The organism is Nocardioides sp. (assembly GCF_035481145.1).
GTDB lineage: Bacteria > Actinomycetota > Actinomycetes > Propionibacteriales > Nocardioidaceae > Nocardioides.
Genome location: NZ_DATIHB010000160.1, coordinates 1 through 22,494, shown reverse-complemented (window position 1 = coordinate 22,494; position 22,494 = coordinate 1). Strand labels below are relative to the sequence as shown.

Sequence of the window (22,494 nt, the reverse complement as noted above, 5' to 3'; positions counted from 1 at the left end):
GGCGGGGCCGAAGGGGTTCTACGCCGTCAGGGCTGCGGCGTCACGGCAGGAATGCCGTTGGGCGGCGTAAACGGGTCGCCCCCGTCGGCGGCGAGGACGCGCGCCTCGACGGCCGCGTCGACCGCAGCCTCCACCTTCGCCTCGACCCGGGCATCGACGACGGCTTCCACCGCGGTCTTGCGACGCCCCGGGAACGGCGCCGGGTCGGGCTCGTTGCGCAGCTCCTTCACGAGGCCCACCGCGGCTCCGATCATGACGAACATGAACGGGAAGGCCGCGAGGATGCAGAGCGTCTGCAGCGCGGCGAGGCCGGCACTGTCGTCCTTGCCGCCGGCGACGAGCAGGATCGCGGCGACCGCGCCGGTCATGACGCCCCAGAAGACCGTGACGAGGACCCGGGGCTCCTGGCAGCCGCGACACGACAGCGTCGCCATCACCAGCGACGCCGCGTCGGCACCGGAGATGAAGAAGAACGCCACCAGGACGACGACGACGAAGGCCGTCACCGCGAACCACGGGAACTCGCGCAGTACGGCGAAGAGGGCAGTCTCCTGACCCTGGGCGAGCGCGCCGGCCAGGTCGGTGCCCCCGAGCTGGAGGTTGATCGAGACGCCACCGAGGATCGAGAACCAGACGAAGGTGACCAGGCTCGGCGCGAGGATCACGCCGAAGACGAACTCACGGATGGTGCGGCCGCGCGAGATGCGGGCGATGAAGGCGCCGACGAACGGCGTCCACGACATCCACCAGGCCCAGTAGAAGATCGTCCAGCCGCCGAGCCAGTCCTGGCCACCGAAGGCGCCCGAGCGGAAGCTCATCGGAGCGATCTGCCACAGGTAGCTGCCGGTCGACTCCGTGAACATGCTGAGGATGAAGACCGTCGGGCCGGCGACGAAGAGGAAGAAGAGCAGTGCGACGGCGAGCACCATGTTGGTGTTCGACAGGTACTGCACGCCGCGGTGCACGCCGCTGACCGCCGAGATGATGAAGGCGACGGTGAGGGCGGCGATGATCGCGACCGCCATCGACTTGCTCATCGGCACGTCGTACAGCTCGTTGAGGCCCGAGTTGATCTGCAGGGCGCCGAGGCCGAGGGAGGTCGCCGAGCCGAAGAGGGTCGCGAGGATCGCGAAGGTGTCGATCGCGCGACCGGCGTGACCTTCGGCTCGCTTGCCGATGAGCGGCGCGAAGAGGGAGCTGATCAGGTTGGCCTTGCCGTGGCGGAAGGAGAAGTAGGCGAGCGCGAGGCCCACGACGGCGTACATCGCCCACGGGTGGAAGGCCCAGTGGAAGAACGTGTACTGCATGCCGAGCTGGGCGGCTTCCTGGGTGTTCGCCTCGGCCATCCCCATCGGCGGTGCGGCCAGGTGCGAGAGCGGCTCGGCGACGCCGTAGAACATCAGGCCGATGCCCATGCCGGCGCTGAACATCATGGTGACCCAGCTGATCGTCCGGAACTCCGGGCGCTCGTCGTCCTGGCCGAGACGAATCCGTCCGTAGCGGCTGAAGGCGAGGACGGCGGCGAGTACGACGAACCCGGTGCTGGCGAGAATGAAGAGCCACCCGAAGCTCTGGATCACCCAGCCGAGGGCGGTGTCCGTGACCTTCGCCAGGCCCTTGTTGTCGATGACGCCCCACAGGACGAAGGCGACGGCGAATGCGGCCGAGGCCGTGAGCACCACCTTGTCCACAGGAAGTTTCATGAGCCGCTCGAGGCGTTCCGACACCGTCGGATTCTCGGGGGAGGTTGACATTGAAGAGTCCCTTCAGGGGTTCCGCTTGCCCGGGCGTTCATCGACGATAAGCCCGGAGTTGTGTGATCTGCAACACCCATCGTGATACGAAACACAACTTTTACGTCGGACGCACCTGCCCAGCCCCGTGTGACACCGCCTTCATCGTCGCCTTCCCCGTACGCCGAAGCGGCGCGAACCTGCACCCGGGAGACGCCGAAGCGGCGCGAACCTGCACAGGTAGTGCAGGTTCGCGCCGCTTCGGCGCACAGGTAGTGCAGGTTCGCGCCGCCTCGGCGACGGATCAGGCCAGCGTCAGCCGAGCCAGCCCATGCGGTGGCTGATCTGGGCCCCCGTGTCGCGGAGTGCGTCGGCAGTCCGCTTGATCTCGGCGTCGTCGAAGCGGAACGCCGGCCCCGAGGCGCTGACTGCGGCGATGACCGCGCCGGTGTGGTCGCGGATCGGGACGGCGGAGGCGTTGAGCCCTGCCTCGAGCTCCTCGTGGGCCGTCGCGAAGCCGGTCTCGCGGACTTCGGCCAGCTGGGCCAGCAGCGTCTTGCGGGCCGTGATCGTGTTGGGGGTCAGCTTCGGCAGGCCGGCCTTCTGCAGGATCGCCTCGAGCTGCGCCTCCGGCATGTGGGCGAGGAGGATCTTGCCGCTGGCCGTCGCGTGGAGCGCGGTCAGTTGGCCGACCCAGTTCTGACTGACGACGGTCGCGGTCGCCATCGCCTGCTGGACGTTGACGGCGTACTGGTCACGGACGACGGCGATGTTGATCGTCTCGTCGATCTTCGCGGCGAGCTCGTCGAGCAACGGCTGGGCTTGGCGGACCAGGTCGATGCGCGTGGGGATGGAGCTGGCCAGGCGCAGGATGCCGAAGGCGAGCTGGTACTTCCCGCGGTCGGTGTTCTGCTCGACGAGGTCGCGCTCCTCGAGGGCGGCGAGCAGCCGGAAGGCGGTGGACTTGTGAACGCCGATCTCGGCGGCCACCTCGCTCACGCCGGCGTGGCCCTCGCGGGCCAGGATCTCCAGGACGGTGATGGCACGGTCGACGGACTGCACCCCGCCTGCGCCCTCGCCCCCGCGTGCTCCGCGCGTAGTGGCCTTCTCCTGCTCCCCGTTGCTCATGGCGCAACCGTACCCGCCGGTAGCGACCCCGCAAAGGGCGCTTGGGTGAATTGCGAGGACCTCTTGACATGACCTGCGTCACGCCCACAGACTGTTGCGCATTACGCGCAGCGTTGTGCGATACGCATCGATCAGTTCCCGCCCTCCGGAAAGGCCCCACCGGTGACCACCGCTACTCGGATCGACGGACGCAAGGTCGCCGCCGGCATCAAGCAGCAGCTCGCGGCGCGCGTCGCGGAGCTCCACGCGCAGGGCATCCGCCCCGGCCTCGGCACCGTCCTGGTCGGAGACGACCCCGGCAGCCACTCGTACGTCGCGGGCAAGCACCGCGACTGCGCCGAGGTCGGAATCGCCTCGCTCCGTGTCGAGCTCCCGGCGACGGCGACCCAGGCCGAGATCGAGGACGCGGTCCGCGCCCTCAACGACGACGACGCGTGCACCGGGTTCATCGTCCAGCTGCCGCTCCCGCCGCACATCGACACGCACCGCGTGCTCCAGCTGATCGACCCCGAGAAGGACGCCGACGGCCTGCACCCGGCGAACCTCGGCAAGCTCGTGCTCGGCATCCCGGGCCCGCTGCCCTGCACTCCGCGCGGCATCATCGAGCTGCTCCGCGAGCACGACGTCGAGATCACCGGCCAGCGGTTCTGCATCATCGGCTGTGGCCTGACCGTCGGCCGTCCGCTCGGCCTCATGCTCACCCGGCCCACCGAGCACGCGACCGTCACCCTGTGCCACGAGGCGACCGTCGATGTCGCCGCCCACGCCCGTGCCTCCGACGTGATCGTCGCCGCGGCTGGCGTGGCCCACCTGGTCAAGCCCGACTGGGTCAGCGCCGGCGCGACCGTCCTGTCCGTCGGGGTCACCCGCACGATCGAGGGCATCCTCGGCGACGTCCACCCGCAGGTCGACGCGGTGGCCGGCAAGATGAGCCCGGCCACCGGGGGTGTGGGCCCGATGACCCGCGCCATGCTCCTGATGAACATCGTGGAGATCGCCGAGCGCGCTGCCGCTGCCTCGCCGGAGCTCGCGGGAGCAGGCGCCTGATGGCCGCCCAGATCCTCGAGCGCACGCTCGCCGTCGCCCACCCCCGGCCGTACGCCGACGGGTCGCTCGCCGCTCCCGCGGGCGCGCCGCTCGACGCGCCCGCTGCGCCCGCCGTGCCCTTGCCGGTCCTCGACCGCACCCGGGTGCTCGGCATCCTCAACGTCACGCCTGACTCCTTCTCCGACGGCGGCCGGTTCGCCGCGCTCGACAAGGCGGTCGAGGGCGGCCTCGCGCTGGTCCGCGACGGCGCCGACCTGGTCGACGTGGGCGGCGAGTCCACGCGGCCGGGCGCGGTGCGCGTGGACGAGGACGAGGAGCTCCGCCGGGTCGTCCCCGTGGTCGGTGCGCTGGCCGGGGCGGGCATCGCGGTCTCCGTCGACACCATGCGCGCCCGCGTCGCCGAGGCGGCCGTCGGCGCCGGTGCGGTGCTCGTCAACGACGTGTCGGGCGGCCTGGCCGACCCCGCCATGCTCGACGTCATCGCCGCCACCGGCAGCCAGTGCGTGCTCATGCACTGGCGCGGCCACTCCACCGTGATGGAGAGCCGCGCGGTCTACGACGACGTGCTCCGTGAGGTCTCCGACGAGCTCGTCGACCGGGTCGACGCGGCCGTTGCGGCCGGGGTCGACCCCGGCAACATCGTGCTCGACCCCGGCCTCGGGTTCGCGAAGGACGCCGAGCAGAGCTGGGCGCTCCTCGCGGCGTACCCGCGCCTGAGCAGCCTCGGCTTCCCGCTGCTGGTCGGGGCGTCGCGCAAGCGGTTCCTGGGTGAGTGCGTCCCGCACGAGGCGCCCGGGCTCTCCGTCCCTGCCGACCGCGACGGCGCCTCGGCGGCGGTCGCGGCGTACGTCGCCCAGGCCGGTGCCTGGGGCGTGCGTGTCCACGACGTGGCCCCGGCTGCTGCAGCGGTCCGCGTGGCTGCCCGGCTCCAGGCGGCACGCGCGGGACTCGACCTGAGGACGTGGCGCTGATGCGAAGCCACGCACGTGACCGGGTGCTGGGGCGGCTGCTCGCGCAGGTCCGTTACGAGGTCCTGCCGACGCCCCGGGTCGTCGACGAGGTCTACGGCCACCTGCCGGCGGGTGCGACGGTCACGGTGACGGCGTCGCCGGTGAAGGGCATGGAGGACACCCTCGACATCACCGAGCGCCTCGCCGCCCTCGGCTTCGAGGTCGTGCCCCACCTGGCAGCGCGGATGATCCACGGCGACACCCATCTCGCCGAGATCACCGACCGGCTCCGGCGGGCCGGGGTCAGCCAGGTCTTCATCCCCTCCGGCGATGCCGAGCCCGAGCCCGGCTGCTACCGCAGTGCGCTCCAGGTCCTCGAGGACCTCGCCGTCGCAGGCAACCCCTTCGACCAGGTCGGCATCACCGGCTACCCCGAGTCGCACCCCAGCATCAACGACGACCTCACCGTCCAGGCGATGTGGGACAAGCGGCACCACGCCACCCAGATCGTCAGCAACCTGACCTTCGACCCCGACGTCCTGGGCACCTGGATCGACCGGGTGCGTGCGCGCGGCGTGACGCTGCCGATCCTGATCGGGCTCCCCGGGCCCGTCGAGCGGCTCAAGCTGCTCAAGATGGCGACCAAGATCGGCGTGGGCGAGTCGGCGAAGTTCCTCGCCAAGAACGGCGGCCTCTTCGCCCGTATCGCCGCACCCGGCGGCTACGACCCGCTGCGCTTCCTCGGCCGGGCAGCGGAGACGCTCGGGCTCCCGGCGTCCAACGTCGCCGGTCTCCACCTCTTCACCTTCAACCAGGTGGCCGAGACCGAGGCCTGGCGCGTCGAGCAGCTCGAGCGGCTGCAGGACGGCCTCGCACGCCGGCGTACGACGCGGGCCTCCGCCCGGAGCGACGCATGAGCGCCCTCGCGCAGGCGGCACGCCCCGACGTGCGCCCCGACCTCGCGGAGGTCGAGCGGCTGCTCCTGGCGCGCTGGCCCGAGACCCGGATCGAGCCCTCGCTCGACCGGATCCGGCTCCTCCTCGACTTCCTCGGCGAGCCGCAGCGCCGCTACCGCAGCGTCCACCTCACCGGCACCAACGGCAAGACCAGCACGGCGCGGCTGGTCGAGGCGGTCCTGGCGGCGAGCGGCCACCGGACCGGTCGTCTCACCAGCCCGCACCTGACCACCATCCGTGAGCGGATCGCCCTGGCCGGCCAGCCGATCGGCGAGGGTGACTTCGTCGAGGCGTGGCGCGAGGCGGAGTTCCAGGCCGAGTGCGTCGACGCCGTCATGGAGCACCCCCTCTCCTTCTTCGAGATGACCGTCGCGATGGGCTACCTCGCCTTCGCGGAGGCAGCCGTGGACGTCGCCGTCGTGGAGGTCGGCATGGGTGGCCGCTGGGACGCCACCAACGTCATCGACGCCGGGGTCTCGGTGATCCTGCCGATCGCGCTCGACCACACCGACTACCTCGGACCGACCACGGTCGACATCGCGCGCGAGAAGGCAGGCATCATCGCGCCGGGCTCGGTCGTCGTGAGCGCCCGCCAGTCGCCGGAGGTGCTCGAGGTGCTCCAGGAGCGTGCCGACGCCGTCGGTGCCCGCCTGCTCGTCCTCGACCGTGACTTCGCGGTCGAGGACCGCGCCCCGGTCGCCGGCGGCCAGCGCGTCACCGTCCACGGGCTCCACGGCATCTACGACGGCGTCCACCTCGCGCTGCGCGGACGCCACCAGGCCGACAACGCCGCCTGTGCGCTGGTCGCCGCCGAGGCGCTGGTCGGCCGCGCACTCGACCTCGACGCCGTACGTCGTGCGCTCGCGGGGGTCACCTCGCCGGGCCGTCTCGACGTACGCCGCGGCCGGCCCACCGTCGTCCTCGACGCCGCCCACAACCCCCACGGCGCCCGCGCCCTGGTCGAGGGGCTCGACGAGATCGCCCCCGGCCACCGGCGGTACGCCGTGGTCGCGGCGATGGCGGACAAGGACGTCGAGGGGCTGCTGCGCGAGCTGGAGCCCGCGGTCACCGAGGTCGTCTGCACGGCCAACTCGAGCCCGCGCAGCATGGCCGCGGCCGACCTGGCTGCCGTCGCGGCCACGGTCTTCCCGCCCGAGCGCGTGCACATCGCCCGCACGGTCGAGAGCGCCCTCGCCGTGGCCCGCGGGCGGTCGGCGGCTCCCGGAGCGGGCCGGGAGTCGGTGGTCGTCGTCACCGGTTCGGTGGCCACCGTGGCCGACGCCGAAGGGCTCCTCCCGGCCTCACCCGGCCCTGATCGAACCGTGGCCACCCCTGATCGACCGATGGTCCAACCCCTGCCCGGGTGACCCAACTATCGGTCCGGGGCTGGGCGTCTCACGCAGGCGCCCAGCCCCACCTTTTTCGTCGAGCGCCGGCTCCTCTCGGACCGGTCGGCGCTGCACCTCGAGGAGTGAAGATGTTCCGGAAGATCCTGGTAGCCAACCGTGGTGAGATCGCCGTCCGTGCGTTCCGCGCGGGCCGTGAGGCGGGCGCGCGCATGGCCGCGGTCTTCCCCTACGAGGACCGGTGGTCGGAGCACCGACTCCGCTCCGATGAGGCCTACGAGATCGGCGAGCCCGGTCACCCGGTGCGCGCCTACCTCGACCCGCAGTCGATCGTCGACGTCGCCCAGCGCTGCGGCGCCGACGCGGTCTACCCCGGCTACGGCTTCCTCTCGGAGAACCCGGCACTCGCCGAGGCCTGTGCCGAGGCCGGCATCACCTTCGTGGGCCCGCCCGCGGAGGTGCTGACGCTGACCGGCAACAAGGCCACCGCGATCGCTGCAGCGAAGGCCGCGGGGGTGCCCACGCTGCAGTCGGTGCCGCCGTCGACCGATGTCGATGCCCTGGTCGCAGCGGCCGAGGAGATCCCGGCGCCGCTCTTCGTCAAGGCGGTCGCCGGTGGTGGTGGCCGCGGCATGCGTCGCGTCGACGACCGCGCCCAGCTGCGCGAGGCGATCGAGACCTGCATGCGCGAGGCCGAGGGTGCCTTCGGCGACCCGACGGTCTTCATCGAGCAGGCGGTGATGGACCCGCGCCACATCGAGGTGCAGATCCTGGCCGACGCCGCCGGCAACGTCATCCATCTCTTCGAGCGCGACTGCTCGGTGCAGCGCCGCCACCAGAAGGTCGTCGAGATCGCCCCGGCGCCCAACCTGGACCCGGCGATCCGGGAGCGGATGTGTGCCGACGCGGTGCGCTTCGCCCGCGAGATCGGCTATGTCAACGCCGGCACCGTGGAGTTCCTGCTCGACCCGTCGGGCACCTACGTCTTCATCGAGATGAACCCACGCATCCAGGTCGAGCACACCGTGACCGAGGAGGTCACCGGCGTCGACCTGGTCCAGTCGCAGCTGCGGATCGCGGCCGGTGCGACGCTGGACGAGCTCGGCCTGTCGCAGGAGACCGTCTCCCTCCGCGGCGCGGCGCTGCAGTGCCGGATCACGACCGAGGACCCCGCCAACGACTTCCGCCCCGACACCGGCAAGATCACCACCTACCGCTCGCCCGGTGGCGCCGGCGTACGGCTTGACGCAGGCACGGTCTACACCGGGGCCGAGGTCTCGCCCCACTTCGACTCGATGCTGGCCAAGCTGACCTGCCGCGGCCGCGACTTCACCGAGGCCGTCGGCCGCGCCCGTCGCGCGCTGGGGGAGTTCCATATCCTCGGCGTGCAGACCAACATCCCCTTCGTGCAGGGCCTCCTCGAGGAGCCGGAGTTCCTCGCCGGCCAGGTCACCACGTCGTTCATCGCCGACCACCCCGAGCTGCTCCACGCGCGCTCGAGCGGCGACCAGCGGACCAAGCTGATCGGCTACCTCGCCGACGTCACCGTCAACCAGCCCCACGGTCCGGCCCCCACCACCCTCGAGCCGGCCAGCAAGCTGCCCGAGATCGACCTGACGGTCCCCCCTGTGGCGGGCACGCGGCAGCAGCTGCTCGAGCTCGGCCCCGAGGGCTTCGCCGCGGCCCTGCGTGCGCAGCGCGAGGTCGCGGTCACCGACACCACGTTCCGCGACGCGCACCAGTCGCTGCTCGCCACCCGGGTCCGCACCCGGGACCTGGTCACGGGCGCCGCACACACCGCGCACCTGCTGCCGCAGCTCTGGTCCCTGGAGTGCTGGGGCGGCGCGACGTACGACGTGGCGCTGCGCTTCCTGGCCGAGGACCCGTGGGAGCGCCTCGCTGCCCTGCGTGAGGCGGCCCCCAACCTGTGCCTGCAGATGCTGCTCCGCGGCCGCAACACGGTGGGCTACACGCCGTACCCGACCGAGGTGACCGACGCCTTCGTCCAGGAGGCCGCCGCCACCGGCATCGACGTCTTCCGGATCTTCGACGCCCTCAACGACGTCGAGCAGATGCGCCCCGCGATCGAGGCCGTCCGTGCCACGGGCACGACGCTCGCGCAGGTCGCGCTCTGCTACACCGGCAACCTCAGCGACCCGCGCGAGCAGACCTACACGCTCGACTACTACCTGAAGCTGGCCGAGAAGATCGTCGACGCCGGTGCCCACTCGCTGGCGATCAAGGACATGGCAGGCCTGCTCCGCGCCCCCGCCGCGCGCACGCTGGTCACCGCGCTGCGCCAGGAGTTCGACCTCCCGGTCCACGTCCACACCCACGACACCGCCGGTGGCCAGCTCGCGACGCTGCTCGCCGCGATCGACGCCGGCGCCGACGCCGTCGACGCGGCCAGCGCCGCGCTGTCGGGGACCACGTCGCAGCCGGCGATGTCCGCCCTCGTCGCGGGCACGGAGCACGGTGAGCGCACCACCGGCCTCGACCTCGACGCCGTCTGCGGCCTCGAGCCCTACTGGGAGGCGACCCGTCGCCTCTACGCGCCGTTCGAGTCCGGCCTGCCCGCCCCCACCGGCCGGGTCTACACCCACGAGATCCCCGGCGGCCAGCTCTCCAACCTCCGCCAGCAGGCCGTCGCGCTCGGCCTCGGCGAGAAGTTCGAGCAGATCGAGGACATGTACGCCGCGGCCAACCGCATCCTCGGCAACCCGGTCAAGGTCACCCCCTCCTCCAAGGTCGTCGGCGACCTCGCCCTCCACCTCGTCGCGGTCGGCGCCGACCCGGCCGAGTTCGAGGCCAACCCCGGCAAGTTCGACCTGCCCGACTCGGTCGTCGGCTTCCTGGCCGGCGAGCTCGGCACCCCGGCCGGCGGCTGGCCCGAGCCGTTCCGCAGCAAGGCGCTCGAGGGGCGCACCCACAAGCCAGCCAGCCCCACGCTCGCTGCAGCGGACGCGGTCGCGCTGTCGTCCGCCCGCCGCGCGACCCTCAACCACCTCCTCTTCCCCGCACCCACACGGGAGTTCGAGGACAGCGTCCGCGCGTACGGCGACTTGTCGGTGCTGCCGACCGTCGACTTCTTCTACGGCCTGCGCCAGGGCGCCGAGCACACGGTCCCGCTCGGCCCCGGTCAGCGCGTGCTCATGGGCCTGCAGGCGGTGGGTGATCCTGACGAGCGTGGCTACCGCACGGTGATGTGCACCGTCGACGGCCAGCTCCGCCCCGTCGTCGTCCGCGACCGCTCCGTCGCCTCGGTGGCCGCCGCTGCAGAGAAGGCCGACCGGTCCCACCCCGGCCACGTCGCGGCGCCGTTCCAGGGCACGGTCACCGTCACCGTCGCGGTCGGAGACGCCGTCAAGGCGGGCGACCCGGTCGCCACGATCGAGGCGATGAAGATGGAGGCTGCGATCGCCGCCCCGGTGAGCGGTACCGTCGAACGTGTCGCGCTTCCGGGTGTCTCGCCCGTCGACGGTGGCGACCTGGTGCTCGTGATCGCGCAGGAGGGACCGCAGAAGTGAAGCGACACAACAAGAACCCCGAGACGCTGGTCGACCCGGTCGACCACCTCGAGGTGACCCCGCCGAAGACGTACGCCGCGGGGCTGCCCGCCGTCCGCAAGGCGATCGAGTACTCGCTCTCCCAGACTACCGTGCGGCGTACGGCGCTGACGCTGCTGGCGATCAATCAGCCCGGCGGCATCGACTGCCCCGGCTGCGCCTGGCCCGACCCGGAGCACGCGCACAAGAACGAGTACTGCGAGAACGGCGCGAAGCACATCAACGACGAGGCGACCTCGGCGCGGGTGACGCGGGAGTTCTTCGCCACGCACTCGGTCGACGAGCTCGACGGCAAGTCGGACTACTGGCTCAACCAACAAGGCAGGCTGACCGAGCCGATGGTGAAGCGGCCGGGCGCCACGCACTACGAGCCGATCGCCTGGGCCGAGGCGTTCGACCTCATCGGCCGCGAGCTCAACGGGCTCGCCTCGCCGGACGAGTCGATGTTCTACGTCTCGGGCCGCCTCAACAACGAGGCTGCCTTCCTGCTGCAGACCTTCGTCCGCGCCTTCGGCACCAACAACCTGCCGGACTGCTCCAACATGTGCCACGAGTCGTCGGGCTCGGCGCTGGGCGAGACGCTCGGCATCGGCAAGGGATCGGTGCAGCTGGAGGACATCTACGACGCGGACCTGGTCCTGGTCGTCGGGCAGAATCCCGGCACCAACCACCCGCGCATGCTCTCCGCGCTCGAGGAGACCAAGGGACGCGGTGGCCGGGTGGTCGCGGTCAACACGCTGCCCGAGGCGGGCCTGATCAGGTTCAAGAACCCGCAGAAGCCGCGCGGCGTGGTCGGCAAGGGCACCGCGATCGCCGACGACTTCCTGCTGATCCGCCCCGGCGGCGACCTGGCGCTCTTCAAGATGGTCAACAAGCTGCTGCTCGAGGCGGACGACGCCTCGCTCGCAGCCGGCGGCGAGGGCGTGCTCGACCGCAGCTACATCGCGACGTACGCGACCGGGTTCGAGGAGTTCGCCGAGCAGGCCCGCGACATCACCTGGGAGCAGGCGCTGGAGGCGACCGGCCTGACCCGCGAGGCGATCGAGGGGCTCGTGGAGCAGGTGCTCGCGGCGAAGTCCGTCATCGTCTGCTGGGCGATGGGCCTGACCCAGCACAAGCACGGCGTGCCGACGATCCGCGAGATCGTCAACTTCCTGATGCTGCGCGGCAACATCGGCAAGCCCGGCGCCGGCGTCTGCCCGGTCCGGGGCCACTCCAACGTGCAGGGCGACCGCACGATGGGCATCTGGGAGCGGATGCCCGACACGTTCCTCGACGCGCTCGGCAAGGAGTTCGGCTTCGAGCCACCGCGCCACCACGGATTCGACTCGGTCGAGGGTGTGCGGGCGATGCGTGACGGCACGGCGAAGGTCTTCGTCGGCGTGGCGGGCAACTTCGTCCGCGCCATGTCCGACAGCGACGTCACCGAGGCGGCGCTGCGCAACTGCTCCCTGACCGTCCAGATCTCGACCAAGCTCAACCGCTCGCACACCGTGGTCGGCGAGACCGCGCTGATCCTGCCGACCCTCGGCCGCAGCGACCGCGACGTGCAGGAGAGCGGCGAGCAGTTCGTCACCGTCGAGGACTCGATGAGCGCGGTGCACGCGACCCGCGGCAAGCTGCCGCCCGCCTCGCCGCACCTGCTCTCGGAGGTCGCGATCATCGGCCGCATCGCCACCGCGACCCTCGCCGGCCGTGAGGACGCCCCGGTGATCGACTGGGCGGCGTACGAGCGTGACTACGGGCTGATCCGCGACCACATCGCCGCGGTCGTGCCCGGCTTCGAGGAGTTCAATGAGCGGATCAAGGAGCCGAAGGGCTTCACGCTGCCCAACCCGGTCAACTCCGGCATCTACCGCACGGCTACCGGCAAGGCGACCTTCACCGGCAACCACCTCGAGTGGCTGGAGACCCCGCCGGGTCACCTGATCCTCCAGTCACTGCGCTCGCACGACCAGTGGAACACCATCCCCTACGCCATGGACGACCGCTACCGCGGCATCCACAACGCGCGCCGGATCGTGATGGTCAACCCCGACGACATCGCCGAGCTCGGCTTCGCCGACGGCGACGTCGTCGACATCGTCTCGATCTGGAAGGACGGCATCGAGCGCCGGGCGCCTCGGTTCACGCTGGTCGCCTACCCGGCCTCGCGCGGCTCCGCGGCGGCGTACTACCCGGAGACCAACGTGCTGGTCCCGCTCGACAGCGTCGCGGAGATCTCCAACACCCCGACGTCCAAGGGCGTGCTGGTCCGCTTCGAGCGGGCAGCGCAGGAGGGCTGAGGCCATGGGCCGCGTGACCGTACGCCGCCGGGTGCTGCGGGTGCGTGACGGCGTGACGTCGCACGCCCCCGACGCGCTCGCGGGCGAGGAGCCGATGGAGATCCGGGTCAACGGGCGCCCGGTCACGGTCACCATGCGCACGCCCGGCCACGACTTCGACCTGGCCGTCGGGTTCCTGGTCAGCGAGGGCGTCGTGCACGCCCGCGAGGACGTCGCCGCGGTGCGCTACTGCGCCGGCGCGATGGAGGACGGCACCAACACCTACAACGTCGTCGACGTCCAGCTCGCGCCCGGTGTGCCCGAGCCGGAGACCTCGCTGGAGCGGAACTTCTACACGACCTCGTCCTGTGGTCTCTGCGGCAAGGCGTCGCTCGACGCGGTCCGCACGCGCTCGCGCTGGTCGGTCGCCGAGGACCCCTCGCGCCTGTCCACGGACCTGCTGCTCTCGCTGCCGGACCGGCTCCGTGAGGCCCAGCAGGTCTTCGACCGCACCGGGGGGCTGCACGCGGCGGGGCTCTTCACTGCGGCGGGCGACCTGCTCGGTCTCTGCGAGGACGTCGGTCGGCACAACGCCGTCGACAAGGTGATCGGCGGCGCCGCCCTCAACGACCAGCTCCCTGCCCGCGGCACGGTGCTGATGGTGAGCGGCCGGGCGTCGTTCGAGCTCGTGCAGAAGGCGGTCATGGCCGGCATCCCCGCCCTCGCCGCCGTCTCCGCCCCGTCGTCCCTCGCCGCCGACCTCGCCGAGGAGTCGGGCATGACGCTGGTCGGCTTCCTCCGGGGCAGCTCGATGAACGTCTACGCCGGAGCCGACCGCCTGCTCTGAGCGCCACGCGGGGCGTCGCAGCGCCGTCGCAGCGCCGTCGCCCCCCCGTCGCAACGTCATAGGACCTGGTCGCTAGAGCAGCCAACTCCTATGACGTTGCGCAGGCGCTCAGCCCTTGGCGGCCTTCTCGGCCGCCTTGGCCGCCTTGCGCTCGGCACGCTTCTGCTTCTCCTCGACGTCGAGGCGCTCGGCCTCCTCGAGCGACGGCGCGCTGCCGCCGTACGCCGCGGGGAGCCACCAGGCGCCCGGCTCCATCTGGTCGGCCGGGTAGGCGTTGACGCACTCCTCGAGGAGGGCGTCCATGCGGCGCTTCAGCTCGGCGGTCTCGGCGGCGACGTCATCGCCGGTGGGGAAGAAGGGCTCGCCGACACGGATGACCACGGCCTTGCCGCGGGAGAGGTCGCGCGCGTGGCCCTTCGTCTGGACCCGGTGGAAGCCGAAGTGGACCACGGGGATGACCGGCACGCCGGCGGCGGCCGCCATGCGCACCGCGCCGGACTTGATCTCCTTGATCAGGAAACTGCGCGAGATCGTCGCCTCGGGGTAGACGCCGACGACCTCGCCGCGCTTGAGGGCGTCGACAGCCACCTGGAACGCCTCGGCGCCGTTCGACCGGTCGACCGGGAGGTGGTGGAAGGAGTTCATCGCGACCTTGCCGACCGGGTTGTCCCACACCTCCTTCTTCGCCATGAACCGCGTGTAGCGCTTGTTGCGCTCGCCGGGGTAGCCGCTGGCGATGAAGTCGAGGTAGGAGTTGTGGTTGCACGCGATGACCGCGCCGCCCTCGGCGGGGACGTGCTCGGTGCCCTGCATGTCGATCTTGAAGCCGCCGACGCGGAACCACGTCTTCGCCATGCGGATGATGATCGGGTAGGTGATGTCCATGCGGGGCTGCTCCTCGGCGGGGCTGGTCGGGATCGAGGCAGAGTGCCCCGGATGATGCCATGGTCGCAGCCTGCGTGCGCCCGTGGTTGACCTGATCGCGTGAAGGGACGGTGATCTCTTGTCCGCTGCGAACAATCCGGCGGCCGCACAACGCCCTAAACCGATCCGCCAGCCCGGGCGTCACAACGGTGTGAGCAGAGACGAGTTCGCGGCCTTCTACGCCGAGCGCAAGGACGCCTGCCTCCGGGCGGTGATGGCGACCGGCATGTCGCGCGACGCGGCCGAGGACGCGGTCGCCGAGGCCTTCGCCCGTGCCTGGTCGCGCTGGCGCACGGTCCGCAGCTGCCGTTCGCCCTCGGCGTGGGTCGTGCGCACCGCGGTCAACGCGAACATCTCGGCCTGGCGCAAGCGGCACCGCGAGCAGGCGTACGCCGAGGTGCCCGACGCGGCGGGTCCGGCCGGCGCGTCGGTGGAGGCCGTCGATCTCCTCGCCGCGATCCGCCGGCTGCCGGCGCGGCAGCGCGACGTCGTCGTGCACCGCTACCTGCTGGACCTCGACACCGCGACGGTCGCGGCCGAGCTCGGCATCGCGCCGGGCACCGTCAAGGCCCACCTCCACCATGCGCTCGCCGCGTTGCGGGCACAGGTCACCACCCCTGAAGGGACCCACTGATGGACATGGAGCACGAGATCCGCGACGCAGGTCGCACCGCAGTGATGACGCGACCGCTCGACGACATCCTCGACCGTGGCGACCACCTGCGTCGCCGGCGTACCCGTCTGGTCGTGCTCGGCACGACTGCCGTGGCGGCGTTCGGGGTCATCGGGGCGAGCGTCGTGCTGGAGCCCGGCACGAGCCCGCTGGTCGGTCCGGCCGTGGCCTCCTTCTCGGGGCCGAGCACCAACCTCTCCGCCGACCGGCTCGCCGAGCTCAACGCCGCCTGCTTCGCCGCCCAGGGTGAGAAGACCGCCCGCTCCGATGCGGGAATCCCGGCCGGTGTGATGCCGCGTGCCGCCGAGGAACGCGACGGCCGGCTGCTCGCCTTCTACCAGTACGCCGACCGCAACGGCTCCTGCGCTGCACGGGTCGCCGGCGACGGGGAGATCCGCGTGACCGGGATGTCCTCCGGCACCGCAGCCCAGCCGCTCGGGCCCGACCAGGCGGTCACGGTCATCTCCTCCGGCTATGCCGGTGATGGGGACGCGGGTCCGGTCACCGAGGTGCACGCGGTCGCCGAGGTCGCGCCCGAGGTCAGCCGGGTGGTCATGCGCATCGACGGCGCCGACGTCGAGGGTGCCGTCAGCGACGGGGCCGCGTTCTGGTGGATCACCGACCGCACCTTCCCGGAGGACGCCGCGGCCGCGGCCCGCGTCACGGCGTACGACGCGGACGGGCGGGTGCTCGGCCGGACCGGCTGAAGCTCAGCGCTGAGCTGCGGCCGCGATGACCGCGGCCATGAGCTCGCCGAGGTCGCCGCCCTGTGCCTGCACCGCGAGCGGGACGATCGAGGTCTCGGTGAAGCCCGGCGCCACGTTGACTTCGAGGAACCAGACGGTGCCCTCGGCATCCACGATCAGGTCGGAGCGCGAGAGATCCCGCAGGCCGAACGCCGCGTGGGCGGCCAGGGCGACCCGCTGGCACTCCGCGGTGAGCTCGTCGGAGAGCGACGCGGGCGTCACGAAGGTCGTGCTGCCGGCCGTGTAGCGCGCGGAGTAGTCGTAGACGCCGCCGTCGGGGCGGATCTCGACGACGGGCAGCGCAGCGGGCCCGGCACCGGTGTCGATGACCGGCACGGCCACCTCGGTCCCCTCGACGAAGCGCTCGAGCAGCGCAACCGCGCCGTAGGCGTAGGCGCTCACCATCGCCGCCGGCAACTCCTCGGCGGAGCGCACGACGGAGCAGCCCAGCGCGGAGCCGGAGCGGGTCGGCTTGACCATCAGCGGCAGGCCGAGGCGCTCGACGATCAGGTCCATGATCGCGCCGGCACCGAGCTCGCGGAACGCCTCCGCGGGCAGGCAGACCGACTCCGGGGTGTTGATGCCCGCGCGGGCGGCGACGATCTTGGCGACCGGCTTGTCGAACGCGACGCGGCACGCGGCGGGTGACGCGCCGACGTACGGGATGCCGACGAGGTCGAGGACCTCGCGGATGGCGCCGTCCTCGCCGGTCTCGCCGTGGAGCATCGGGACGACGCAGGCCGGCTTGTCGGCGAGCAGCGCGGGCAGGAGGGAGGAGTCGACGTCGCGCTCCTCGACCTCGAGGCCGACCGAGCGCAGCGCCTCGGCGACGCGGCGGCCCGAGCGCAGCGACACGTCCCGCTCGTGGGAGAGGCCACCAGCCAGCACCATGATGCGACCGTCGGCGCGGCCTGCGGGCGTGGGATTCTCGGTCACGGTCGTCTCCAGTTCGCGGCAGGCAGGGTCAGGACAGGTCGTTGCTGGGCGCGTCGTACTCGGTGCGCGCGATCGTCGGGAGCGGGCCGGTCGCGCCGAACGTCTCGCGCAGCTCCATCTCCGCCTCGAGCACGCCGGCCAGGCGGCGTACGCCCTCGCGGATGCGCTCGGGCGTCGGGTAGCAGAACGAGAGCCGCATCGAGCTGGAGCCGTAGCCGTCGGCGAAGAACGCCGTACCCGGCACGTAGGCCACGCGCGCGGTGACGGCGCGGGGGAGCATCGCCTTGGCGTCGATGCCCGGGGGGAGGGTGAGCCAGACGTAGAAGCCGCCGGTGGGGACGTTCCACCGGCAGGCGGCCGGCATGAAGTCCTCGAGCGCGCTGACCATCGCGTCGCGCCGCTCCTTGTACATCGCCCGGAACGCCTCGACCTGGCCGAGCCAGTCGTGGTTCTCCAGGTAGCGCGAGACGGCCATCTGGCTGAAGGCGGAGGGGCAGAGCGTCGCCGACTCCTGCGCCAGGACCAGCTTCTCGCGTACGGCGTGGGGCGCGAGCGCCCACCCGACCCGGAAGCCGGGAGCGAAGGTCTTGGAGAACGAGCCGAGGTAGATGACGCCCTCGGGCTCGTCGGCGCGGAGGGCGCGGTGGATCCGGCCGTCGAAGCCGAGCAGGCCGTAGGGGTTGTCCTCGAGGATCAGGATGTCGGCCTCGCGGCAGATCCGCAGGATCTCCGGGCGCCGCTCCGCACTCAGCGAGATGCCGGCCGGGTTGTGGTAGTTGGGGATCGTGTAGAGGAACTTGATCGTGCGGCCGGCGGCCTTCGTCGCCGCGATCGCCTGCTCGAGAGCCGCGGGCACGAGCCCGTCGGCGTCCATCTCGACGTGGACGATGTCGGCCTCGTAGGCGCGGAAGACGCCGAGCGCGCCCAGATAGCTCGGGGCCTCGCAGAGCACGACGTCGCCCGGGTCGCAGAAGATCCGGGTGACCAGGTCGACGGCCTGCTGCGAGCCCACGGTCACGACGATGTCGTCGGGGTGCGCCTCGATGCCCTCCAGGCGCATCACCTCGCAGATCTGCTCGCGCAGCTCGGGGGTGCCCTGTCCAGAGCCGTACTGCATCGCCGTCGGCCCGTCGCTGGCGATCAGGTCGGCGATGCCCTTGCCGACCACGTCGAGCGGCAGGTCGGAGATGTTGGGCATGCCGCCGGCGAGGCTGACGACCTCGGGACGGCTCGCGACGGAGAAGAGCGCCCGGACCTCGGAGGCCTTCATCCCCTCGGTGCGTGCGGCGTAGCGGTCGACGTAGTGGTCGAGCCGTGTGCTGCCGCGCGTGCCACCGGGAGAGATCTCGCTCATGATGGGGTCAAGGATAGGAGGTGGCGTCCATGGGTTTGTCGCGTCGTCCGGTCCGACTGACCGTCGACCACCTCACCGCGCTGTCCGGCCACGGGGCCGACTGCCTCTACTGGCAGCTCGACCCGGTACGCCGGTCGCGGCTCTCGGGCGAGGAGGCCGCGGAGGAGAAGCGCGACTGGGTCTCCGAGGTGCTCCGCGAGTGGGGCGCGTGCGGACACGTGCTGCTCGACGACGACGTGGTCGTGGCGCATGCCCTCTACGCACCCGCCGCCTTCGCTCCGGGGAGCGCGAGCCTCCCGACCGCTCCGGTGACGCCCGATGCCGTCCAGCTGCTGACGGTGTGGGTCGACCTGGAGCACCGCGGTGGCGGGTTGGGCCGGCTGCTCGTGCGGGCTGCCGCGAAGGACCTGGTCGACCGTGAGGTCGTGGCGCTGGAGGCGTTCGGTGACAGTCGGCGCCACCCGCACGGCTGCGTCGTGCCGACCGGGTTCCTCACGGCGCTGGGCTTCCGCACCCAGCGCGCCCACCCGGCGTACCCGCGCATGCGGATGGAGCTGCGCTCCACCCTGCGCTGGAAGGACGAGGTCGAGCAGGCGATCGGCGCGCTCCTCGGTGCTGTGCGTCCTGCCAAGGCGCCGAAGCCCGCCCCGCCGGCCGTGCGGGAGTGAGCGCGCCCTCGCGGTGCCGGCGTTGCCCGCCGGGTGCTGCAGGGGCAACTCAGGTGCCCGTGCGCCTGGGTCGCCCTCAGTAGACGGTCGGCGGGTCGATCCAGGTGCCTGCGCACCTGAGTTGCCGCCGGTACGACGGTCCGCGACGTCCGGCACGCGCCCTAGCCCTGGCGGCGCAGCTCCAGGAAGTGCGCGATCCGCTCGATCGCCTCTTCGAGCACCTTCGCGTCGGGCAGGGTGACCAGCCGGAAGTGGTCGGGCCGCGGCCAGTTGAAGCCGGTGCCGTGGGTGATCAGCAGCTTCTTGGCGCGCAGCAGGTCGATGACGAACTGCTGGTCGTCCTCGATCGGGTAGACCTCAGGATCGAGCCGCGGGAAGCAGTAGAGCGCACCCTTGGGCCGGACGTTGGAGACGCCGGGGATCTCGTTGAGCAGCCGGTCGGCGAGCATCGACTGCTCGTAGAACCGTCCGCCGGGCACGATGAGCTCCTCGATGGACTGGTAGCCACCGAGCGCCGCCTGGATGGCGTGCTGCGCGGGTACGTTGGAGCACATCCGCATGTTGGCGATGAGGGTGAGGCCCTCGAGGAAGTCGGTGGCGATCTCCTTCGGCCCGGAGACCATCACCCAGCCGGCGCGGTAGCCGCACACGCGGTAGGCCTTCGACAGTCCTGAGAACGTCAGGCACAGGACGTCGTCCCCGGCGTACGTCGCCGCGTGGTGGTGCTGCGCGTCGTCGAAGAGGATCTTCTCGTAGATCTCGTCGGCCATCAGCACGAGGTTGTGCCGCCGGGCGATGTCGACGAGCCCCTTGACGACCTCCTCGGAGTAGACCGCTCCGGTCGGATTGTTCGGGTTGATGATCACCAGCGCGTGGGTGTTCTCGGTGATCTTCGACTCGATGTCGGCGAGGTCGGGGTTCCACCCGTCGGCCTCGTCACAGAGGTAGTGCACCGGGGTGCCGCCCGACAACGTCACGGCCGCCGTCCACAACGGGTAGTCGGGCGCGGGCACGAGGATTTCGTTGCCGTCGTCGACGAAGGTCTGCAGCACCATCGAGATCAGCTCGGAGACGCCGTTGCCGATGTAGATGTCGTCGACACCCACCTCGCGCAGGCCTCGCGACTGGTAGTAGTTCATCACCGCGGTGCGCGCGGACCAGATGCCCCGGGAGTCGCTGTAGCCGGCCGCCTTCTGCAGGTGGTGGACCATGTCCGCCACGATCTGCTCAGGTGCCTCGAAGCCGAACGGCGCGGTGTTGCCGATGTTGAGCTTGAGGATCCGGTGGCCCTCGGCCTCCAGGCGCTGGGCCTCGACCAGGATCGGTCCGCGCACGTCGTAGCGGACACCCTGCAGCTTCTTGCTCTGTCGAATCTGGCGCACCCGCACAGTCTCGCAGGTCGCCGAGGTGGGGCTGGTGGCTGCGCTGGCCCCTTCGTACGCCGAAAGCCGGGTCCGGACGCGCAGAAACCCGGGTTTCGGCGGACCAGAACCCGGGTTTCGACGGTGAAGCTGTGGCTGGGTCAGCCGATTCGGCTCACATGTTCATCGGCCTGACTTCGTCAGCCGATGAAGTCCTCGAGCTCCTTGAGGAGCGCGCCCTTCGGCTTGGCGCCGACGATCGTCTTGACGATCTCGCCGTTCTGGAAGACCGCGAGCGTCGGGATGCCGGTGACGCGGTAGTTGCTGGGGGTGACCGGGTTCTCGTCGACGTTCATCTTGAGGAACGTGATCTTCTCGCCATGGGCGGCGTTGATCTCGTCGAGGATCGGCGCGACCTGGCGGCACGGGCCGCACCACTCGGCCCAGAAGTCCACGAGGACGGGCTTGTCGGACTTGAGGACGTCGGCGTCGAACGCGGCGTCGGTGACTGCGGGGATGTTGCCCACGGTGTTCCCTTTCGGTTGCCGTGATCCCTCCGTGGGACCAGTGGGGTAGTCAGCCAGAGGCTTGGTACGGGTCTTTGAACAGTACGTCGGCCGGATGCATTCCCGCCTGACGCAGGGTCAGACGGCGGCTTCGACCGCCGTCGCCTCGGCGCTGCCGGCGGTGGAGGCGGCGTGGTCGAGGGCGGCGATGTAGCGCTCGGCGTCGAGGGCCGAGGCGCAGCCGGAGCCGGCAGCGGTGATCGCCTGCATGTAGTGCGTGTCGACCAGGTCTCCGGCGCCGAAGACACCGGTGAGGTTGGTGTGCGTGGTCGGCGACTTCACCAGGACGTAGCCCTCGGCGTCGAGGTCGACCTGGCCCTTGACCAGCTCGGAGCGGGGGTCGTGGCCGATCGCGACGAAGAGGCCGGTGACGGCCAGCTCGCTGGTCTCGCCGGTCACGGTGTCGCGCAGGGTGAGGCCCTCGAGCGACTCGGTGCCGTTGATCGCAGCGACCTCGGAGTTCCACACCATCTCGATCTTCGGGTCGGCGAAGGCGCGCTCCTGCATCGCCTTCGACGCGCGCAGCTCGCCGCGGCGGTGGACCAGATAGACCTTCGACGCGAAACGGGAGAGGAAGGTGGCCTCCTCGACGGCGGAGTCGCCGCCACCGATGACCGCGATCGCCTGCTCGCGGAAGAAGAAGCCGTCGCAGGTCGCGCAGTAGGAGACGCCGCGGCCGGAGAGCGCGTCCTCGTTGGGCAGGCCGAGCTTCCGGTGGGCAGAGCCCATCGCGAGGATGACGGAGCGGGCGCGGAACTCGCCGTCGTACGTCTTGACGACCTTGATGTCGCCGGTGAGGTCGACCTCGGTGACGTCGTCGGTGACCAGCTCGGCACCGAAGCGCTCAGCCTGGGCGCGCATCTCGTCCATCAGGGCCGGGCCCATGATGCCGTCGCGGAAGCCGGGGTAGTTCTCGACCTCGGTGGTCTGCATGAGCGCGCCGCCGGCGCTGACCGCACCCTCGAAGACCAGCGGCTTCAGGCTGGCGCGCGCGGCGTAGACCGCGGCCGTGTAGCCGGCGGGGCCGGAGCCGATGATGATGACGTTGCGGACTTCGCTCATGAGCGCGTGGCCTCCTGGCCGGTGGGACGTCTGACGATGTGGTGCTCAACGGATCCTAGGCGCGCGTTGTTCCGCCCCGGTGCCCTGCCCGGGCAGCGGGCGCCGAACGGCGCACTGTCAGTCGAGCGGGAGCCGCTCCGGTGCGCCGCTGCCACAGGGGTACGCCGTCACCTCGGGCCCGGGAAGGACCACCAGCACCGCCTGCTCGCCCTCGTGACGGGCCAGGTAGTAGGTGGGAACGACCCCGGTCGGCAGGTCGAGGTCGGGGAGCGAGCAGCGGCGGGCCAGTGCCTTGAGGTCGCTGGTCGCGCCGGTCGCCGGCGTGGGACTGCTGAGCGACTTCGCTGCGGACCGCTCGCTGTTCGTG

General features: G+C 71.3%; 19 protein-coding genes. 10 read left to right on the top strand and 9 right to left on the bottom strand.

The genetic code is table 11. The features are described from left to right. Nucleotides 1-26: 26 nt before the first annotated feature. Both VLF38_RS13680 and VLF38_RS13675 read right to left on the bottom strand, forming a co-directional pair. Nucleotides 27-1,727, bottom strand: coding sequence for a BCCT family transporter (locus VLF38_RS13680; protein ID WP_325271796.1), 1,701 nt, complete (start codon nt 1,725-1,727; stop codon nt 27-29). A 321-nt stretch (nt 1,728-2,048) separates the two neighbouring features. Continuing rightward, nucleotides 2,049-2,861 carry an IclR family transcriptional regulator gene (locus VLF38_RS13675; protein WP_325271795.1) on the bottom strand — a complete coding sequence of 271 codons (813 nt, stop codon included), beginning with the start codon at nt 2,859-2,861 and terminating at the stop codon, nt 2,049-2,051. Nucleotides 2,862-3,023: 162 nt separating this feature from the next. Between VLF38_RS13675 and VLF38_RS13670 the strand changes: the two genes are divergently transcribed. From VLF38_RS13670 to fdhD, 7 genes are all read left to right on the top strand, one after another. Continuing rightward, on the top strand, nt 3,024-3,908 hold the full coding sequence (locus VLF38_RS13670) for a bifunctional methylenetetrahydrofolate dehydrogenase/methenyltetrahydrofolate cyclohydrolase (protein ID WP_325271794.1): 885 nt from the start codon (nt 3,024-3,026) through the stop codon (nt 3,906-3,908). After that, the gene (gene folP, locus VLF38_RS13665) at nt 3,908-4,879 is read left to right on the top strand and encodes a dihydropteroate synthase (protein WP_325271793.1); all 972 of its coding nucleotides are present in this window, start codon (nt 3,908-3,910) and stop codon (nt 4,877-4,879) included. Before VLF38_RS13670 ends, folP begins: the two co-directional genes overlap by 1 nt. Then, nucleotides 4,879-5,775 (top strand): methylenetetrahydrofolate reductase, encoded by an 897-nt coding sequence (locus tag VLF38_RS13660; protein WP_325271792.1) that lies wholly within the window; start codon nt 4,879-4,881, stop codon nt 5,773-5,775. The genes folP and VLF38_RS13660 overlap by 1 nt, the downstream gene beginning before the upstream one ends. Then, the gene (locus tag VLF38_RS13655; RefSeq protein ID WP_325271791.1) at nt 5,772-7,181 is read left to right on the top strand and encodes a folylpolyglutamate synthase/dihydrofolate synthase family protein; all 1,410 of its coding nucleotides are present in this window, start codon (nt 5,772-5,774) and stop codon (nt 7,179-7,181) included. Before VLF38_RS13660 ends, VLF38_RS13655 begins: the two co-directional genes overlap by 4 nt. Before the next feature lie 110 nt (nt 7,182-7,291). Continuing rightward, nucleotides 7,292-10,687, top strand: coding sequence for a pyruvate carboxylase (locus tag VLF38_RS13650; RefSeq protein ID WP_325271790.1), 3,396 nt, complete (start codon nt 7,292-7,294; stop codon nt 10,685-10,687). Beyond that, nucleotides 10,684-13,011 (top strand): FdhF/YdeP family oxidoreductase, encoded by a 2,328-nt coding sequence (locus tag VLF38_RS13645; RefSeq protein ID WP_325271789.1) that lies wholly within the window; start codon nt 10,684-10,686, stop codon nt 13,009-13,011. The genes VLF38_RS13650 and VLF38_RS13645 overlap by 4 nt, the downstream gene beginning before the upstream one ends. Nucleotides 13,012-13,015: 4 nt before the next feature. Continuing rightward, complete coding sequence (gene fdhD / locus VLF38_RS13640; protein ID WP_325271788.1) at nt 13,016-13,837, top strand: formate dehydrogenase accessory sulfurtransferase FdhD; 822 nt, start codon at nt 13,016-13,018, stop codon at nt 13,835-13,837. Nucleotides 13,838-13,945: 108 nt separating this feature from the next. On the opposite strand, the gene VLF38_RS13635 is transcribed toward fdhD, so the two are convergent. Beyond that, the gene (locus VLF38_RS13635; RefSeq protein ID WP_325271787.1) at nt 13,946-14,722 is read right to left on the bottom strand and encodes a lysophospholipid acyltransferase family protein; all 777 of its coding nucleotides are present in this window, start codon (nt 14,720-14,722) and stop codon (nt 13,946-13,948) included. A gap of 190 nt (nt 14,723-14,912) precedes the next feature. Here VLF38_RS13635 and VLF38_RS13630 point away from each other — a divergent pair, with 190 nt between their 5' ends. Both VLF38_RS13630 and VLF38_RS13625 read left to right on the top strand, forming a co-directional pair. Further along, on the top strand, nt 14,913-15,395 hold the full coding sequence (locus tag VLF38_RS13630; RefSeq protein WP_325271786.1) for a sigma-70 family RNA polymerase sigma factor: 483 nt from the start codon (nt 14,913-14,915) through the stop codon (nt 15,393-15,395). Then, complete coding sequence (locus VLF38_RS13625; RefSeq protein ID WP_325271785.1) at nt 15,395-16,141, top strand: hypothetical protein; 747 nt, start codon at nt 15,395-15,397, stop codon at nt 16,139-16,141. Before VLF38_RS13630 ends, VLF38_RS13625 begins: the two co-directional genes overlap by 1 nt. A gap of 3 nt (nt 16,142-16,144) precedes the next feature. Here VLF38_RS13625 and VLF38_RS13620 read toward each other — a convergent pair whose 3' ends face one another. Further along, nucleotides 16,145-17,071, bottom strand: a complete 927-nt coding sequence (locus VLF38_RS13620; RefSeq protein ID WP_325271797.1) for a D-alanine--D-alanine ligase — start codon at nt 17,069-17,071, stop codon at nt 16,145-16,147. A gap of 73 nt (nt 17,072-17,144) precedes the next feature. Then, the gene (locus tag VLF38_RS13615) at nt 17,145-18,470 is read right to left on the bottom strand and encodes a PLP-dependent aminotransferase family protein (protein ID WP_325271784.1); all 1,326 of its coding nucleotides are present in this window, start codon (nt 18,468-18,470) and stop codon (nt 17,145-17,147) included. 29 nt (nt 18,471-18,499) lie between these two features. On the opposite strand from VLF38_RS13615, the gene VLF38_RS13610 reads away from it, so the two are divergent. Next, nucleotides 18,500-19,138 (top strand): GNAT family N-acetyltransferase, encoded by a 639-nt coding sequence (locus VLF38_RS13610; RefSeq protein WP_325271783.1) that lies wholly within the window; start codon nt 18,500-18,502, stop codon nt 19,136-19,138. Nucleotides 19,139-19,299: 161 nt separating this feature from the next. Here VLF38_RS13610 and VLF38_RS13605 read toward each other — a convergent pair whose 3' ends face one another. The 4 genes from VLF38_RS13605 to VLF38_RS13590 all read right to left on the bottom strand — a co-directional run. Next, entirely contained in the window at nt 19,300-20,520 is a 1,221-nt protein-coding gene (locus VLF38_RS13605) for a pyridoxal phosphate-dependent aminotransferase (protein ID WP_325271782.1), read from the bottom strand. Nucleotides 20,521-20,699: 179 nt separating this feature from the next. Next, nucleotides 20,700-21,026, bottom strand: coding sequence for a thioredoxin (gene trxA / locus VLF38_RS13600; protein WP_325271781.1), 327 nt, complete (start codon nt 21,024-21,026; stop codon nt 20,700-20,702). A gap of 117 nt (nt 21,027-21,143) precedes the next feature. Then, nucleotides 21,144-22,127 (bottom strand): thioredoxin-disulfide reductase, encoded by a 984-nt coding sequence (gene trxB, locus VLF38_RS13595; protein ID WP_325271780.1) that lies wholly within the window; start codon nt 22,125-22,127, stop codon nt 21,144-21,146. Nucleotides 22,128-22,244: 117 nt separating this feature from the next. Then, the coding region (locus tag VLF38_RS13590) for a hypothetical protein (RefSeq protein WP_325271779.1) at nt 22,245-22,494 on the bottom strand (250 nt) is incomplete at its 5' end.

Coding starts and splice junctions, on each gene's coding strand:
- VLF38_RS13675 (WP_325271795.1), bottom strand. CDS start 2,861: ATGAGCAACGGGGAGCAGGAGAAGGCCACTACGCGCGGAGCACGCGGG.
- folP (WP_325271793.1), top strand. CDS start 3,908: ATGGCCGCCCAGATCCTCGAGCGCACGCTCGCCGTCGCCCACCCCCGG.
- VLF38_RS13660 (WP_325271792.1), top strand. CDS start 4,879: ATGCGAAGCCACGCACGTGACCGGGTGCTGGGGCGGCTGCTCGCGCAG.
- VLF38_RS13655 (WP_325271791.1), top strand. CDS start 5,772: ATGAGCGCCCTCGCGCAGGCGGCACGCCCCGACGTGCGCCCCGACCTC.
- VLF38_RS13650 (WP_325271790.1), top strand. CDS start 7,292: ATGTTCCGGAAGATCCTGGTAGCCAACCGTGGTGAGATCGCCGTCCGT.
- fdhD (WP_325271788.1), top strand. CDS start 13,016: ATGGGCCGCGTGACCGTACGCCGCCGGGTGCTGCGGGTGCGTGACGGC.
- VLF38_RS13635 (WP_325271787.1), bottom strand. CDS start 14,722: ATGGACATCACCTACCCGATCATCATCCGCATGGCGAAGACGTGGTTC.
- VLF38_RS13625 (WP_325271785.1), top strand. CDS start 15,395: ATGGACATGGAGCACGAGATCCGCGACGCAGGTCGCACCGCAGTGATG.
- VLF38_RS13620 (WP_325271797.1), bottom strand. CDS start 17,071: ATGGTGCTGGCTGGTGGCCTCTCCCACGAGCGGGACGTGTCGCTGCGC.
- VLF38_RS13615 (WP_325271784.1), bottom strand. CDS start 18,470: ATGAGCGAGATCTCTCCCGGTGGCACGCGCGGCAGCACACGGCTCGAC.
- VLF38_RS13610 (WP_325271783.1), top strand. CDS start 18,500: ATGGGTTTGTCGCGTCGTCCGGTCCGACTGACCGTCGACCACCTCACC.
- trxB (WP_325271780.1), bottom strand. CDS start 22,127: ATGAGCGAAGTCCGCAACGTCATCATCATCGGCTCCGGCCCCGCCGGC.